Below are 15,111 nucleotides of genomic sequence, written 5' to 3'. Positions count from 1 at the left end.
CCCTGGATCAGGCCACCGTGCCTCCAGCGGCTCTCTGACGGGCGATGGCCCCTGCGCCCCGCCCACCTGGTCTTGCCTCATCGCAGACTGGATCGCCGTTACCTCGGCCGATCGTCGATGACGTTATCGAAAGAGAAGGAATCCATGTCGCTACACTTTGCCAACAAGGGCAGGCGCATGCCGTCACGCCCTCCACCTGCTCCCCCCGCGCTGGGGTAATACCGTATTGTCGCGGCACTCGCCTGCCGCCATAGAGCCGACCACCCGTTACAGCGCCGCTGCCGCCGCCCAGGACCTCCTGTGCGCGCAAGCCCCTGTCTATCGTTCGGATCTTGCCCGGCTCGACCCACTGCGTCCTGCTGACAGCACCGACAAGAAGTGCCCAGGACGTGTTCTATCCACCCACCGAGGGACTGCCCTTGAACAGCGAATCTCTATACCAATTCTCCACCCTGACCGTGATCCTGCTGCTGCTGGCCTTCTACGGCGGCACCTACCTGCTCACGCTCGGCATCCGCAAGAAGAAGGAGTGTGCCGACGAGTTCATGGTCTCCAACCATCGCATCGGGTTCGGCATCGGCGCCGCCAGCATGACCGCCACCTGGATCTGGGCCGCCTCCTTCTACGCCGCCGCCACCTCGGGCTACACCTATGGCGTCTCGGGCCCCATCCACTATGGCCTGTGGGGTGCCCTGATGATCCTGTTCATCTACCCGTTCGGCCGGCGCTTCAGGAAGCTCGCCCCCAACGCCGCCACCCTGGGCGAGCTGATCCACGCCCGTCACGGCAGCTCCAGCCAGCTGATCCTGGCGTTTTCCAACGTGCTGGGCAGCATCATCAGCCTGATGGTCAACTTCACCGCCGCCGGCGCGCTGGTTTCGGTGCTTTCCCCGCTCTCCTTCCAGGCCGGCGTGATCATCTCCGGTGTCGGCGTGCTGCTCTATACCCTGTGGTCGGGATTTCGTGCCTCGGTACTCACCGACTTCGCCCAGCTGGTGGCGCTCATGGCCATTGCCATCGTGATCATTCCCGCGGTGTTCTTCGCCATGGGCGGCCCCTCCGAGCTGGTCGCCGGTCTCGACAACCTGACCGCGGAGCAGACCAACTTCTTCTCCAGCGACGCCATCCTCAACCAGGGCGCGCCCTTCTTCGTCGCCGTGCTGGCCTATGCCATCGGCAACCAGACCATCTCCCAGCGCCTGTTCGCGGTGAACGAAGACCACATCAAGCCGACCTTCCTGACCGCCACCGTGGGGTACGGCGCCATCGTCATCGGCCTGGGCATGATCGGCCTGATGGCACTGACGCTGGGCATGGAGCCGCTGAACGGCAACATGAACAACCTGATCCCGCAGATGGTCTCCGGCTACCTGCCGCCAATCTTCATCGCGCTGTTCTTTATCCTGGTGATCGGCTCGCTCTCCTCCACCGCCGACTCCGACCTTTCGGCACTGTCGGCGATCATGATGGCCGACGTCTACGGCAAGAATATCGCCCGCGGCAAGGTGGATCCTCAGCGCATGCTGCTGGTGGGCCGGCTGACCATGATCACCGCCACGGTCGTCGGCATCGTCTTCGCCAGCTTCTCGCTGGATATCCTGGTGATGCTGGTCTTCGTCGGTGCCCTGTGGGGGGCCATTGTCTTCCCGGTGATCGCCAGCTGCTTCTGGGACCGCATTACCAACCAGGCCTTTACCGTCTCGGTACTGGTCGCCATGGTGCTGTTCTGTGTCGCGCGCTTCGAGCTGGTCGACCTGGCCGGTCCCGGCGGCCTGTTCTTCGAACTGCTGGCCAGCATCGGTGGTGGCGTGATCATCGGCCTGATGGCATTCGGCTTCTTCGGCCGCACCGTCGGCTTTATCGCCGGCACCCTGGCGCTGATCGCCATGCTGATCTTCGCCACCGGTTTCCTGCGCGACTACACCGTGCTGCTGGCCTCACTGACCGCCTACGGCACCAGCACCCTGGTCTGCGTGGTGATGAGCCTGAGCAGCCGCGAGCGCTTCGATTTCGACACCATCGCCGAACGGGTGGGCAACTACAGCGACTCGGCACAGAACGACAAGCCGACCGCGGCACCGGAAGAAGCACCTGCCGCCGCCGGCCTCGCCACCCAGCGCTGATATCCACCCATCAACCACGAGGATGAGGCCGGCAGCGCCGACCTCATCCAGAGGAGACCGATGATGACTACGCTGTTTGCCTTCTATGTACTGATCTGGCCCGCCCTGACCCTGGGCGTACTGGCACTGATCTGCCGCGCCGTGATCCGCGATCGTCGCCAGGCGCGCGAAGAGAATCGCGAACTGGTATAACGCCCAGAGGTGATGTTCAGGCATCACTCGCAACGGCCCCGCGCGCACGAGCTGCCCGCGGGGCCGTTTCACTCTGTAGTCCCCCCCATCAAAGCGGGTAGACTCCGGGGAGGCCTTCGCACTGCCAGGAGCACCCCATGAGCCGCGACACCCTCGACTACTATCGCCCACCGGCGGCCGACGCCCTCGGCCTGATTCGCCTTCGCGCCAATGCAACCGGCATCACCGAGATCGATTTCGTCGATACCGAGACCGAACCGCCCCACCCCGGCCCGCTGACCGACCAGGCCCGCGAGCAGCTGGCCGAGTACTTTGCCGGCACCCGCCGCGACTTCGACCTGCCGCTGTCCCCCTCGGGCACCGACTTCCAGCGCCGGGTGTGGTCCGCTCTCGAGAAGATTCCCTATGGCGAGACCCGCAACTACGGTGAACTCGCCGAGCAGCTGGGCAGCAAGGGCGGCCAGCGCGCGGTAGGCGCCGCCAATGGCAGAAACCCTATCTCCATCGTGGTGCCCTGCCACCGGGTGATCGGCAGTGACGGTCGCATGACCGGCTACGCAGGCGGCATCGGTCGCAAGCGCTGGCTGCTCGCCTTCGAGGCGGGCGAGGTGCCGATGCGGCTGTGATGCGGCGGCGGCAACAAAATCGGATGACAACAACTCAGGGAGCCGTGACCAGGATGAGCCACAACCTGTTCGAGACCTTTGCCCGCCGCATGCACGAGCGTGGCGACGCCGACTTCATCACCACCCGCGAGGGGCGCGACTATTCATACGCCGATGCGCTGGCCATGAGTGCACGCCTGGCCGGCGCCTTGATCGAGCTGGGCGTGACGCCCGGCGACCGGGTGGCGGTGCAGGTCGACAAGAGCCCGGAGGCGATTCTGCTCTACCTGGCTACCCTGCGCATCGGCGCCGTCTATCTGCCGCTCAATACCGGCTACACCGGGGACGAGATCCGCTACTTCCTCGGTGATGCCGAGCCGGCGCTGTTCGTCTGTCGCCCCGCCGCCGTGGAAGAGGCGCGCATTCTCGCCGCCGAGACCGGCTGCCCTGCGGTACAGACCCTGGGCACCGCCGCCGACGGCAGCCTGATGGAAGCGGCCGCCGCGGCTACCCCGCGAGAAGGCGTGGAGCCCCGCGACGAGAATGATCTGGCCGCCATCCTCTACACCTCCGGCACCACCGGGCGCTCCAAGGGAGCCATGCTCACCCACCGCAACCTCGGCTCGAATGCCGCCACCCTGGCCGAGGCATGGCACTTCAACGAAACGGACCGACTGATCCACGCCCTGCCGATCTTCCACACCCACGGCCTCTTCGTGGCCTGCAACGTCATCCTGATGACGGGCGCCAGCATGCTCTTCCTGGCCAAGTTCGATGCCGACATGATCGTCGAGGCGATGGCCCACGGCACGGTGCTGATGGGGGTACCCACCTTCTATACCCGCCTGGTGGCAGACCCGCGCCTGACTCCCGAGGTTACCGCCAGGATGCGACTGTTCGTTTCCGGTTCGGCACCGCTGACCGCCGAGACCCACCATGCCTTCGAGGAGAAGACCGGTCACGCCATCCTCGAACGCTACGGCATGACCGAGACCAACATGAACATCTCCAACCCATATAATGGCGCGCGCCGGGCCGGCACCGTGGGTCGGCCGCTACCGGGGGTGGAGATCCGCATCATCGATCGCGAGACCGGCCGGGAAGTGGCCGATGGCGAGATCGGCATCCTGCAGGTGCGCGGCCCCAACGTCTTCATCGGCTACTGGCGCATGCCCGAGAAGACCCGTGAGGAGCTGCTGGATGACGATTTCTTCATTACCGGCGACCTGGCCATGATCGACGATCATGGCTACGTGCAGATCGTCGGCCGTGACAAGGACCTGGTGATTTCCGGTGGCTTCAATGTCTACCCCAGGGAGGTAGAAGAGGTCATCGACGAGCATGCAGGCGTGGTGGAGTCGGCGGTGATCGGCCTGCCCCACCCCGATCTTGGCGAGGGCGTTACCGCCGTGGTGGTACTCCAGCCCGGGGCCAGTCTCGACGAGGCTGAAGTGCTCGGTCATCTCGAGGGGCGGCTGGCCCGTTACAAGCAGCCCAGGCGGGTGTTCTTCATCGACAGCCTGCCCCGCAACACCATGGGGAAGGTGCAGAAGAACCAGCTGCGCCAGCAGTTCGATGACACCTACCGCTGAGGGGCGCTCCTGCCGGCCTCAGGCTTGAGCCAAACGGGGGGCATCCTCACCTAGCCCCCAAGCCAGCGAACCAGTCCGCATAGGGAGTGTTCTCGACCTTGCGCCGAGTATAGTCCGGCGCATTGTCCTCCCACCACACCGGGCCGCGCTCGCCCAGCGCCCGCTTTGCAGCATCGACCCGTTCACGTGCCTCGCGCTCGGCACGGGTGTCACCGGTGCGGCGGGCCTGGCCGACATCGCGACGGGCCTTCATCAGCCGCTGTACCTCATCCTTGCGCTGGGATTCCGGCAGGGAGGGGTCACTGCAGCGCCACAGCCGGCCACGAACGACGATATAGCGACCGTCAGGCGTTGTGAGTGGCGTCGAGCTCACCATCCGGCTTAACCGCCGCGCTGCTGGGAGCTCATGGCGCTACCCGAGGCAGGGCGCTCCACCGCGAAGCGGTCGCTGCAGCGGGCGTAATCATTGCCGGCCATTCGCCCGAGGGGGCGCAGCCCCTCGACGCTGACGTGCCGGCCATCCCATACGGCATCGTCGACATGAATCGACACCACCTCGGCGAGCACCAGGTTGCCGGCCAGTGGTTGATCACCGAAGCGGATGATCTCGCGCAGCCGACAGCCGAAGGCCACCGGTGCCCCGGCCACCCTGGGTACCGAAACGCCTGCCATGGCCACCTTCTCGAGTCCGGCATGGATGAATTCGTCATCACCGTGCTCGAGTCCCGCACTGGTGGCATTCATCTCCTGCACCAATCCCTCACCGCTGATATGCACCACACACTCACCCACCTGCTCCAGGTTACGAATGGTGTCCTTGGGGTTGGCGTCTCCATCTAGCAGGGGCGAAAACCCCAGCACCGGCGGGTTGACGCTGACGACATTGAAAAAGGAAAAGGGTGCCAGATTGGCATTGCCCTGACCGTCCAGAGTCGAGACCCAGGCGATGGGCCGGGGACAGATGCTGCCCGAAAACAGCCGGTAGATCTTCGCGGCGCTTAGTTCCTGCTCTTCCAGCAGATAGTCACTCATGACCGTATCCCCGTTATCGAACCTGTTCCCGATGGTACCCCATTCCGGAGTGCGTCCCGCCCCTGAAGGGAATGTGACTGGCAGCGCAAGCTGAAACACTCGGATCAAAATTTTCGTATAAATCGAAATTTTAATGCAAAAAATGCCGCTTTCAATCGATTAAAATGAACAACTAACATGCACACATCGCTACGGGACCGAGCCCGCAACGACGCTCTCCATCCGACTTATCTCACCACTCCAGGAGGTACAAGATGATCCTGCGACGCGCCAATGAACGTGGTCATGCCAATCACGGCTGGTTACGCTCCCGACACACCTTCTCGTTCGCCGACTACTTCGACCCCGACCATCTGGGGTTCAGGAAGCTGCGTGTCATCAACGAAGACCGAGTCCAGGGCGGGGCCGGCTTCGGTGCCCACCCACATCGGAACATGGAGATCATCTCCTACGTGCTGTCGGGCAGCATGGCCCACAAGGACAGCATGGGTAATGGGGCGGTCATGCACCCCGGTGATGTGCAGCGCATGTCGGCGGGTACCGGTGTGGTGCACAGTGAGTTCAACAACTCCTCGAGTGAGGAGCTTCACTTCCTGCAGATCTGGATCGAGCCGAAGCTGCAGGGTATCGCTCCCAGCTACGAGCAGAAGCGCTTTCCGGAAGAGCAGCGGCAGGGTGAGTGGCAACTGGTCGTTTCCGAAGCGGGCCGCGATGGTTCGGTCAGCATCAACCAGGACGTCAACCTCCATGCCGGACTGTTCGATGCCGGCGAACAGGCTGCGACACCGACAGTACGCCATGCCTGGCTACATGTGGTCCGCGGCGAAGCCGAGGTCAACGGCCAGCGGCTCTCGGCCGGCGACGCCGCCGCCTTCGAGCCCGGCGAGTCCATCGACGTGACCGGTATCGAGGCCTCGGAGGTCCTGCTGTTTGATCTCGCATGACGCATCGGGATAGTGTCGACCAGCGGTGTCACCGACTACCGCTGGATCGACCCCGAATGCATTCACGACCGTTTAGGGAGGCTTCATGACTGACACGCTCAAGGTTCTCGCCATTTCCGGCAGCCTGCGAAAGGATTCCTACAATACCGCGGCACTTCGTGCGGCCAGGGAAGCGGCCCCTGCCGACATCAGCATCGAGTTCGCCGATCTGTCACGGATCCCCCTCTATGACCAGGACCAGCGTGATCAGGAAGTCCCCGCTGCCGTGGCCAGGCTCGCGGAGCAGATCAAGGAGGCCGACGCGCTGCTGTTTGCCACGCCGGAATACAACTACTCGATGTCCGGTGTGCTGAAGAATGCCATCGACTGGGTCTCTCGCGAACGGCCCCAGCCATTCGCCGGCAAGCCCGCCGCGATCATGAGCGCCAGCATGAGCCTGCTGGGCGGGGTGCGTGCGCAATATGATCTGCGGCGTACCATGGTCGCCCTGGACATGCACTGCGTGAACAAGCCGGAAGTGATGATTTCCTCTGCCCATCAACGCTTCGATGCCGAAGGCCGTCTTGCCGATGAGACCACCCGCGAGTTCATCGCCAAGCTGGTAACGGCCCTGGGCGACTGGACCCGGCAGCTTCAGGCGGGAGAAAAGGCGCTGAGCCCCCAAGCCCGCTAGCCTGACGAGACACTCAATCGGGCCATGACGAACTGCAAGGCCCGTGCCTCGCCCCTTTTCGAAACAGCGCGACATCGGCGGGGGCGTGACTCGCTTCATGCCCCTGCCGATTTACGGCACCATGAGGGCCCGCCTATCGTCGCGAAGGACTCGCCATGCCCTCATGCCTCTTCCAGGAAACCGAGCTTACTCCCGGGTTCATGGTGATCCATGGCAACCGCCTGGAGGCCCTGCGAGGCCTGGCGGTCGAATGGATGCGCCGCCACCCGCTTGCGCCACTGGAGAACGAGACGATCCTGGTGCAGAGCAACGGCATCAGCCAGTGGCTGAAGCTGGCGCTCGCCGAGGACCGCGACCAGGGTGGCGCCGGGATCGCCGCGGCCCTGGACGTGACCCTGCCCGCGCGCTTCCTGTGGCAGGTCTATCGGGCCGTTCTCACCCAACGAGAAGGCGAAGACGCCGTGCCGACGGTCTCCCCCTTCGACAAGCCGCGCCTGGTGTGGCGGCTGATGCGGCTGCTGCCGACCCTGCTCGACTCCCCCGTTTTCGCGCCGCTGGCCCGCTTCCTGGAAGGCGACGACGACCTGCGCAAGCGCCATCAGCTCGCCGAGCGCCTGGCGGATCTCTTCGACCAGTACCAGGTCTATCGCGCCGACTGGCTCGCCGCCTGGGCGAAGGGGGAGGATGTGCTGATCTCCGCCCGGGGCGAGGCGCGCCCCCTCGCCGAGGAGCAGTGCTGGCAGGCCGAGCTGTGGCGGGTACTGCGCGAAGACATCGCCAGGGCCCATGGCGAGGCGGGCCTCGCCTCGAGCCGCGCGGCGGTGCACGAGCGCTTTCTGGCGGCATGCCAGGAGCTCGACACAACGCATCGTCCGCACGGCCTGCCCCGCCGGGTCATCGTCTTCGGCATCTCCTCGCTGCCCGCCCAGACCCTCGAGGCGCTGGCCGCCATGGCGCGGGTCAGCCAGGTGCTGCTCTGCGTGCACAACCCCTGCCGCCACTACTGGGCGGATATCATCGAGCACAAGGACCTCCTTCGCGCGGAGCGCCGGCGCCAGCAGCGGCGCCCCGGCATGCCGGCGGATCTGGCCGAGACCGAGCTGCATCTGCATGCCCAGCCGCTGCTGGCCGCCTGGGGCAAGCAGGGCCGCGACTACCTGCGCCTGCTGGATGAGTTCGACGAGGCCCAGGTCTATCGTCGTCTGTTCGAGGGCGAGTCACTGCGCATCGACCTGTTCGAATCCCCCCTGGGCGAGAGCGAGACAGCGGTGGCCTCCCGGGAGATGGGTCCCAGCCTGCTTCGCCAGCTGCAGGACGATATCCTCGAACTGCGCCCTCTCCAGGAGACCCGCGACACCTGGCCTGTGGTGGACCCGGCCCGCGACCGTTCGCTGCGCTTTCAGGTGGCCCACAGCGCCCTGCGTGAGGTGGAGATCCTTCACGACCAGCTGCTCGCCGCCTTCAGCGAGGACCCGACCCTCAAGCCTCGCGACATCCTGGTGATGGTGCCCGACGTGGACCAGTACGCCGCCGCGGTGCAGGCGGTATTCGGTCGCCTCGACGCCGACGATCCGCGCCATATCCCCTTCACCCTCTCCGACCAGGCCAGCCGTCACCGCCTGCCGCTGCTGATCGCCCTGGAGTCGCTGCTGCGTCTGCCGGAGCTGCGCCTCTCGGTAAGCGACCTGCTCGACCTGCTGGAGGTGCCGGCGCTGCGTGCACGCTTCGGCATCCCGGAGAGTGGCCTGCCCACCCTGCGCCGCTGGATCGAGGGTGCCGGCATCCGCTGGGGGCTCGACGCCCATCAGCGCCAGAGCCTCGACCTGCCGGAGGGCCTCACCGCCAACACCTGGTCCTTCGGCCTGCGCCGGCTGCTGCTCGGCTATGCGGTGGGAAATGCCGCCGAGGGGCCCTGGCAGGATGTGGAACCCTATGACGATATCGGCGGACTGGAGGCGGCTCTGGCCGGCCCGCTGATTGACCTTGTCGATACCCTGGAAACCCAGTGGCGCACCCTGGCCGAGCCCTGTGATGTGGCCACCTGGGGCGAGCGGCTGCGCGGCCTGCTGGAGGCCTGTTTCCTGGCCGACTCGGACCAGGACCTGATGGCGCTGACGCGACTCGAGCAGGCACTGGAAAGCTGGCAGGAGAGCGCCGAGGAGGCCGAGCTCAGCGAACCCCTGCCGCTCTCGGTGGTGCGCGAGCACTGGCTTGCCCAGATCGACGAGGCGAGCCTCTCCCAGCGCTTCCTGGCCGGGGCGGTGAACATCGCCACCCTGATGCCGATGCGCGCCATCCCCTTCCGCCACGTCTGCCTGCTGGGCATGAACGATGCCGACTACCCGCGAGTACAGCGCCCGCTGGATATCGACCTGATGGCTCAGGACTACCGCCCCGGCGACCGCTCGCGCCGGGAGGACGACCGCTACCTGTTCCTCGAGGCGCTGCTCTCGGCCCGCGACCGGCTGAGCATCAGCTGGGTGGGACGCAGCATCATCGACAACACGGAGCAGCCTCCCTCGGTGCTGCTCGGCCAGCTGCGCGATCATCTCGCCCGGGGCTGGCGCCTGGCCGGAAGCGAGGACAAGGCCAGCGGCGACGCCCTGCTGGCCGCGCTGACCACCGAACACCCGCTGCAACCCTTCAGCATCGACTATTTTTGCGAGGGCTCGGGGCTTGCCACCTATGCCCACGAGTGGCGCGAGCTGCATCGCTCCGACGCCGAGCCCGAGGCCGACTCGACCACGGCGACACCGCTGGCGCCATTCCACCAGGAGAATCCGCTGACCCTGGCCCAGCTCGGCCACTTCCTCAAGGCACCGGTGGAGGCCTTCTACAACACTCGGCTCAAGGTCCACCTCGACACCGAGGCCACCGAGTCCCTCGACAGCGAACCCTTCACCCTGGATGGCCTCGACCGCTGGCAGCTGCAGAATGCCTTGATCGAGGCGAGCCGCGCGGCGGTGGAGGTCGGTGAGCCTCATGAGCCCGCCATGCTGGCCACCCTGGAGCGCCTGGAACGCGAGGGGCGCCTGGCCATGGGCGGCTTCGCCGAGCGCATGCGTGACGAGCTCGTCGAGCCCATGGAGAGTCTCTTCTCCGAGTATCGTCAGGTGCTCGAGGAGTGGCCCCACGCCATGCAGGAGCCGCTGGACATCTCGCTCGACCTCCGTGAGACACCGGGCGACGCCCCGGCACTGGAGGACTGGCTGGGCGAGCTGCGGGTCAACGATGCCATGGAGCGCTGCCGGGTGCTGCTCACCACCAGCAGCTTGGTCAACAAGGGCAGGTACCACTGGAAGCACTGGCTCACCCCCTGGGTCGCCCATCTCGCCGGCCAGCTGGAAGGGCCCATGACCACTCGGCTGCTCTCCCGCGCCGGTGGTGGCACCCTCGCTCCGCTGCCCGCCGAGAAGGCCCGCGCGCACCTGACAACCATCGTCGCCGCCTGGCAGCACGGCATGGCCATGCCCCTGCCGCTGGCCCGGGATGCCGCCTTCGCCTGGCTCGAGAAGGGCGGCACGCCCCAGGCCATGCAACGCTGCCTCGCCGGTGAGGCAGGCGATGAGGACGCCAAGGCCTGGAGAGCCCTCGTCACCGCCTACTACGGCAGCGGCTTCAACGACGATCATGGCGAGCGCGGCCGTGATGCCTATCTGATGCGCCAGTGGCCGCAGCTGGAAATCATGCTGGGTGACGCGTTATCGCCCATGGGGTCAGACCCCGAGATCATGGGGTCTGACCCCATGGGCTTCGCCGAGCTGGCCGAACGGCTCTACGCCCCGCTGCTGCGTGCGGTGAAGAAGCCGAAAGGGAAGAGCACCAGGGGAAGCACCGGAAAGGGCAAAGGAGACAGGACATGACCCCACAGGACCAGACGCCCCCGACCCTGGACCCGATCCATCTGCCGCTCACCGGCAGTCGGCTGATCGAGGCCAGCGCCGGCACCGGCAAGACCTTCACCATCGCCCTGCTCTACGTGCGCCTGGTACTGGGTCCGCGGGACGAGGCCGATACCGGGAGCTTTCCACGCGCCCTCACCCCGCCGGAGATCCTGGTGGTCACCTTTACCAACGCCGCCACCCGGGAGCTGCGCGACCGCATCCGGGCGCGACTGGTGGAGGCCGCCGAGGCGTTTCAATCGGAAGCTCCGTCCAATTTCAGTAAGGCAGTAGAAGAGGCCACCGAAGGGGCGCCTGGGGCAGGTCGTCGCGGAGGTCCTATGCCAGGGACGGCATCGGTAGCGCCCAGGGAGGGGTTCACAGCGCCTCCGCAGAGGCCTGCCCCAGGGAAAGCCCCGTCCATGGCAAGGGATCTTTTCGACGAACCGGCAGTGGATAATTCCGCCGCTGGCTCCGCTCTCTCCAGCGACCCGCTGCTGGCCCTGCGCGACAGCTACCCCCGGGAGCGTTGGCCCGCCTGCGCCCGGCGCCTGCAGCTGGCCGCCGAGTGGATGGACGAGGCCGCCGTCTCCACCATCCACTCCTGGTGCCACCGCATGCTGCGCGAGCACGCCTTCGAGAGCGGCAGCCTCTTCTCCCTGGAGATGAACCTCGACCAGTCGGAACTCGAGCTCGAGGTCGCCCGGGACTACTGGCGCAGCTTCTACTACGCCCTGGACAGCGAGGCCCTGGCGGTCGTCGGCCGCTACTGGGAGAGCCCCGACGCCCTGGCCGAGGACGTACGCCGCCTGCAGGGTGACGCCGACCTGCTCCACGACGCCCCGCCCCCCGCCGGAGCGCTGGCCAGCATGCAGGCAGAACGCAGGCGAGTGCTGAGCGAGCTCAAGGCGCCCTGGCCCGTATGGCTCGATGAGCTCGACGAGGCCCTGGAGACGGCCGCTGCCGGCAAGGCCTTCGATCAGCGCAAGCTCAACAGCAGAAGCCGCGCCAGCTGGCTGGGCGCCCTGCGCGACTGGGTCAACGACCCCGAACTCGATACCCCGGCCCTGACCGACACCGCCTGGAAGCGCCTGACCCCCGAGGGCATCGCCGAGATCTGGAAGAGCGGCGCGCCCCTGGACCACCCTGCCCTGCAGGCCATCGCCGAACTGCCGGATCGGCTCCAGGCCCTGCCCGATGCCCATGCCGACCTGCTGGCCCACGCCGTACGCTGGATGAACGAGCGCCGTCGGCGGGCACAGCAGCGTCGCGCCGAACTCGGCCCCGATGACCTGCTCGAGCGCCTCGATGCCGCCTTCGCCGGCCCCTCCGGCGAGGCCCTGGCCGCCCATGTGCGGCGCCAGTTCCCGGTGGCGCTGGTGGACGAGTTCCAGGACACCGACCCGGTGCAGTACCGGCTGTTCGATCATGTCTACCGGCTCGCGGCGGCGCCGGACCCCGACGACCCCAGCGGCATCCTGCTGATCGGCGACCCCAAGCAGGCGATCTACGCCTTCCGCGGCGCCGATATCCACACCTACCTGCAGGCGCGCCGCGACACCGCCGGCCGCCATGTCACCCTGGCCACCAACTTCCGCTCGGCCGAGGCCATGGTGTCGGCCGTCAACCGGGTGTTTCGGTTCGCCGAGTCGCACCCGGCCGGACGCGGTGCCTTCCTGTTTCGCTCGAGCGAAGGCGACAACCCCGTGCCGTTCCTGCCGGTCGCCGCCAAGGGCAGGAAGGACACACTGATCCGCGAGGGGGCCCCGGTGCCCGCGATGACGCTCTGGCATCTCCCCACCGAGCACGGTGCCTCCGAAGAGGGCATTGCCAAGGGGGCCTACTTCGAGGAGATGGCGGCGCGCTGTGCCACCCATATGGCCGAGCTGCTGCGCGAGGGACAGGACGGTCGCACCGGTTTCAGCGAACCCGGCGAGCCATTCAGAGCGCTGGCGCCCTCGGATCTGGCGGTGCTGGTCAACAACGCCGGCGAGGCCAGGGCGATCCGCGACGCCTTGCTCGAGCGCGGCATCAAGAGCGTCTATCTCTCCGACAAGGAGGGCGTGTTCGAGACGCCCGCGGCCCTGGAGCTGGAGATATGGCTGGCCGCCTGCGCCGAGCCCGACAGCGAGCGCCGCCTGCATGCGGCGCTCGCCATGCCCAGCCTGGGCATGAGCCTCGCCGCGCTCGATGCCCTGCAGCATGACGAGCTGGCCTGGGAGGAGCGCGTCATGCAGTTCCGGGCCTATCAACGCCAGTGGCAGCGCCAGGGGGTGCTGCCCATGCTGCACCGATTGCTGGCCGATTTCGGCGTGCCCACCCGGCTATTGAAGAGTACCAGCGGCGAGCGCCACCTCACCGACCTTCTCCATCTGGGCGAACTGCTCCAGCAAGCCAGTGCCGAACTGGACGGCGAGCACGCCCTGCTCCGCCACCTCGGCGAGGCCCGCGCTCAGCCGCCGGCCCAGGCAGATAGCCACCGGCTGCGCCTGGAGAGTGACGCCGACCTGGTACAGGTGATCACCATCCACAAGTCCAAGGGGCTGGAGTACCCGCTGGTCTTCCTGCCCTTTATCTGCGCCTTCCGGGCGAAGAAGGCCAGCGACCTGCCACTGACCTGGCATGATGAGGCGGGGCGCCGCCGGCTCTCCCTGAAGCCCGACGACACCGTGCTGGCCCGCACCGACGACGAGCGTCTGGGCGAGGACCTGCGCAAGCTCTATGTGGCCCTGACCCGTGCCCGCCACGCCACCTGGCTGGGTCTCGCGCCGCTCAAGGAGCTGGAGCGCAGCGCCATCGGCCAGGTACTGACCGCCGGGGCGCCACTCTCGCCCCCCTCTACGGATGGCCTGCTCGAGGCCCTCTTTCCCCTTGCCCAGGGGGCGGAGGAATCAGAGCTAAAGGTGCTGCCGGCCCCCGAGGCCGACAACCTGGTGGTGGCTCTCGAGACCAGCGACCAGCCCCTTCGTGAGGCGCTGAGCCCCGTTCGTCGCGCCCGGGAGCATTGGTGGATCGCCAGCTATTCGGCACTGCAGACAAGCGGTGGGCGCATCGGGGATGAGGGGGAAGTGTTCGCTCTTCCGGAAGAGCCCCAAAAGGCACCGTTGATAGAGCCCGAAACCGCCCTGGAGGCCACCGCCCGGGAGTTGCGCGACGAGCCCAGTGACAGGGTGGCACCAGACATGGAACGCCATCGAGCGAAGGCCAGACAAGGCGATATCTTGCGAGAAGGCGGTGTTTACAAGCCGTTAAATGAGCATTTCGAGCAAGATATCAACGATGTATGGCCGAGCGAAGATCGTTCCATTCACCGTTTCCCGCGTGGCCCGGCGGCCGGGACCTTCCTCCACGGCCTGCTGGAGTGGGCCGGCCAGGAGGGCTTCTCGCGGCTGGCCGCCGAGCCAGAGCGGCTGGACGATACCCTGGCACGGCGCGCCAACCTGCGTGGCTGGCGCGAACGCATCCCGGCGCTACAGGCCTGGCTGCGCGGTCTATTGGCAAGCGAGCTGCCGGTGCCGAATGCCCCCGAAGGTCCGGTGGCGCCGCTGCGCCTCGACCGGCTGGAGAGCACTCGCTACCAGGTGGAGCTGGAGTTCTGGTTCGCCGCGCACAGGGTCGATACCACACGTCTGGATGCGCTGGTCAGCACTCACACCCTGGGCGGCGCGGCACGCCCTGCCCTGGAGCGCGACCGTCTCAACGGCATGCTCAAGGGCTTTATCGATCTGGTGGTGGAACACGAGGGGCGCTTCTACGTGCTGGACTGGAAGTCCAACCACCTGGGGCGTGACGACGAGGCCTACTCCGAGGCGGCCATGCGCGATGCGGTGCGCGAGCGACGCTACGACCTGCAGTACTGTCTCTACCTGCTGGCCCTGCACCGCCTGCTCAGGGCGCGGCTGCCCAACTACGATATCGACCGTCATCTGGGCGGGGCGCTCTACGTCTTCCTGCGCGGCCAGCACGCCCCCTCTCGCGGCGTGCATCGCGAACGCCCGCCACGCCAGCTGATCGAGGCGCTCGACGCCCTGTTTCGTGACGCCGACGCTACCGCTCTGGAGGCATAACC

At 66.7% G+C, this 15,111-nt stretch carries 10 protein-coding genes; 8 read left to right on the top strand and 2 right to left on the bottom strand.

Annotated elements, in window-relative coordinates:
* Positions 1 to 419 precede the first annotated feature (419 nt).
* The 4 genes from E0702_RS05905 to E0702_RS05895 all read left to right on the top strand — a co-directional run bounded on the left by E0702_RS05905 (position 420) and on the right by E0702_RS05895 (position 4,512).
* Positions 420 to 2,123 carry a sodium:solute symporter family protein gene (locus tag E0702_RS05905; protein WP_132042089.1) on the top strand — a complete coding sequence of 568 codons (1,704 nt, stop codon included), beginning with the start codon at positions 420 to 422 and terminating at the stop codon, positions 2,121 to 2,123.
* 63 nt (positions 2,124 to 2,186) lie between these two features.
* Complete coding sequence (locus E0702_RS19905; protein ID WP_237561934.1) at positions 2,187 to 2,315, top strand: putative transporter small subunit; 129 nt, start codon at positions 2,187 to 2,189, stop codon at positions 2,313 to 2,315.
* Positions 2,316 to 2,452: 137 nt separating this feature from the next.
* Complete coding sequence (locus E0702_RS05900; RefSeq protein ID WP_132042051.1) at positions 2,453 to 2,941, top strand: methylated-DNA--[protein]-cysteine S-methyltransferase; 489 nt, start codon at positions 2,453 to 2,455, stop codon at positions 2,939 to 2,941.
* 53 nt (positions 2,942 to 2,994) lie between these two features.
* Positions 2,995 to 4,512, top strand: a complete 1,518-nt coding sequence (locus tag E0702_RS05895) for a malonate--CoA ligase (RefSeq protein WP_132042050.1) — start codon at positions 2,995 to 2,997, stop codon at positions 4,510 to 4,512.
* 46 nt (positions 4,513 to 4,558) lie between these two features.
* Here E0702_RS05895 and E0702_RS05890 read toward each other — a convergent pair whose 3' ends face one another.
* Entirely contained in the window at positions 4,559 to 4,888 is a 330-nt protein-coding gene (locus tag E0702_RS05890) for a hypothetical protein (RefSeq protein WP_132042049.1), read from the bottom strand.
* A gap of 5 nt (positions 4,889 to 4,893) precedes the next feature.
* Positions 4,894 to 5,544, bottom strand: coding sequence for a flavin reductase family protein (locus E0702_RS05885; protein ID WP_132042048.1), 651 nt, complete (start codon positions 5,542 to 5,544; stop codon positions 4,894 to 4,896).
* A 254-nt stretch (positions 5,545 to 5,798) separates the two neighbouring features.
* Here E0702_RS05885 and E0702_RS05880 point away from each other — a divergent pair, with 254 nt between their 5' ends.
* The 4 genes from E0702_RS05880 to recB all read left to right on the top strand — a co-directional run bounded on the left by E0702_RS05880 (position 5,799) and on the right by recB (position 15,109).
* Positions 5,799 to 6,488 (top strand): pirin family protein, encoded by a 690-nt coding sequence (locus tag E0702_RS05880; RefSeq protein WP_132042047.1) that lies wholly within the window; start codon positions 5,799 to 5,801, stop codon positions 6,486 to 6,488.
* A gap of 85 nt (positions 6,489 to 6,573) precedes the next feature.
* Positions 6,574 to 7,161 (top strand): NADPH-dependent FMN reductase, encoded by a 588-nt coding sequence (locus E0702_RS05875; RefSeq protein WP_132042046.1) that lies wholly within the window; start codon positions 6,574 to 6,576, stop codon positions 7,159 to 7,161.
* Positions 7,162 to 7,316: 155 nt separating this feature from the next.
* Entirely contained in the window at positions 7,317 to 11,024 is a 3,708-nt protein-coding gene (recC, locus tag E0702_RS05870; RefSeq protein ID WP_132042045.1) for an exodeoxyribonuclease V subunit gamma, read from the top strand.
* Complete coding sequence (gene recB / locus E0702_RS05865; protein WP_132042044.1) at positions 11,021 to 15,109, top strand: exodeoxyribonuclease V subunit beta; 4,089 nt, start codon at positions 11,021 to 11,023, stop codon at positions 15,107 to 15,109. The genes recC and recB overlap by 4 nt, the downstream gene beginning before the upstream one ends.
* The last annotated feature ends 2 nt before the right edge of the window (positions 15,110 to 15,111 follow it).

Source organism: Halomonas marinisediminis, from assembly GCF_004347715.1.
Classification (GTDB): domain Bacteria; phylum Pseudomonadota; class Gammaproteobacteria; order Pseudomonadales; family Halomonadaceae; genus Halomonas; species Halomonas icarae.
Note: the sequence above shows the minus strand (reverse complement) of the source record. Positions and strands in the feature narration are given on the sequence as shown.

Coding starts and splice junctions, on each gene's coding strand:
- E0702_RS19905 (WP_237561934.1), top strand. CDS start 2,187: ATGACTACGCTGTTTGCCTTCTATGTACTGATCTGGCCCGCCCTGACC.
- E0702_RS05900 (WP_132042051.1), top strand. CDS start 2,453: ATGAGCCGCGACACCCTCGACTACTATCGCCCACCGGCGGCCGACGCC.
- E0702_RS05895 (WP_132042050.1), top strand. CDS start 2,995: ATGAGCCACAACCTGTTCGAGACCTTTGCCCGCCGCATGCACGAGCGT.
- E0702_RS05890 (WP_132042049.1), bottom strand. CDS start 4,888: ATGGTGAGCTCGACGCCACTCACAACGCCTGACGGTCGCTATATCGTC.
- E0702_RS05885 (WP_132042048.1), bottom strand. CDS start 5,544: ATGAGTGACTATCTGCTGGAAGAGCAGGAACTAAGCGCCGCGAAGATC.
- E0702_RS05880 (WP_132042047.1), top strand. CDS start 5,799: ATGATCCTGCGACGCGCCAATGAACGTGGTCATGCCAATCACGGCTGG.
- E0702_RS05875 (WP_132042046.1), top strand. CDS start 6,574: ATGACTGACACGCTCAAGGTTCTCGCCATTTCCGGCAGCCTGCGAAAG.
- recC (WP_132042045.1), top strand. CDS start 7,317: ATGCCCTCATGCCTCTTCCAGGAAACCGAGCTTACTCCCGGGTTCATG.
- recB (WP_132042044.1), top strand. CDS start 11,021: ATGACCCCACAGGACCAGACGCCCCCGACCCTGGACCCGATCCATCTG.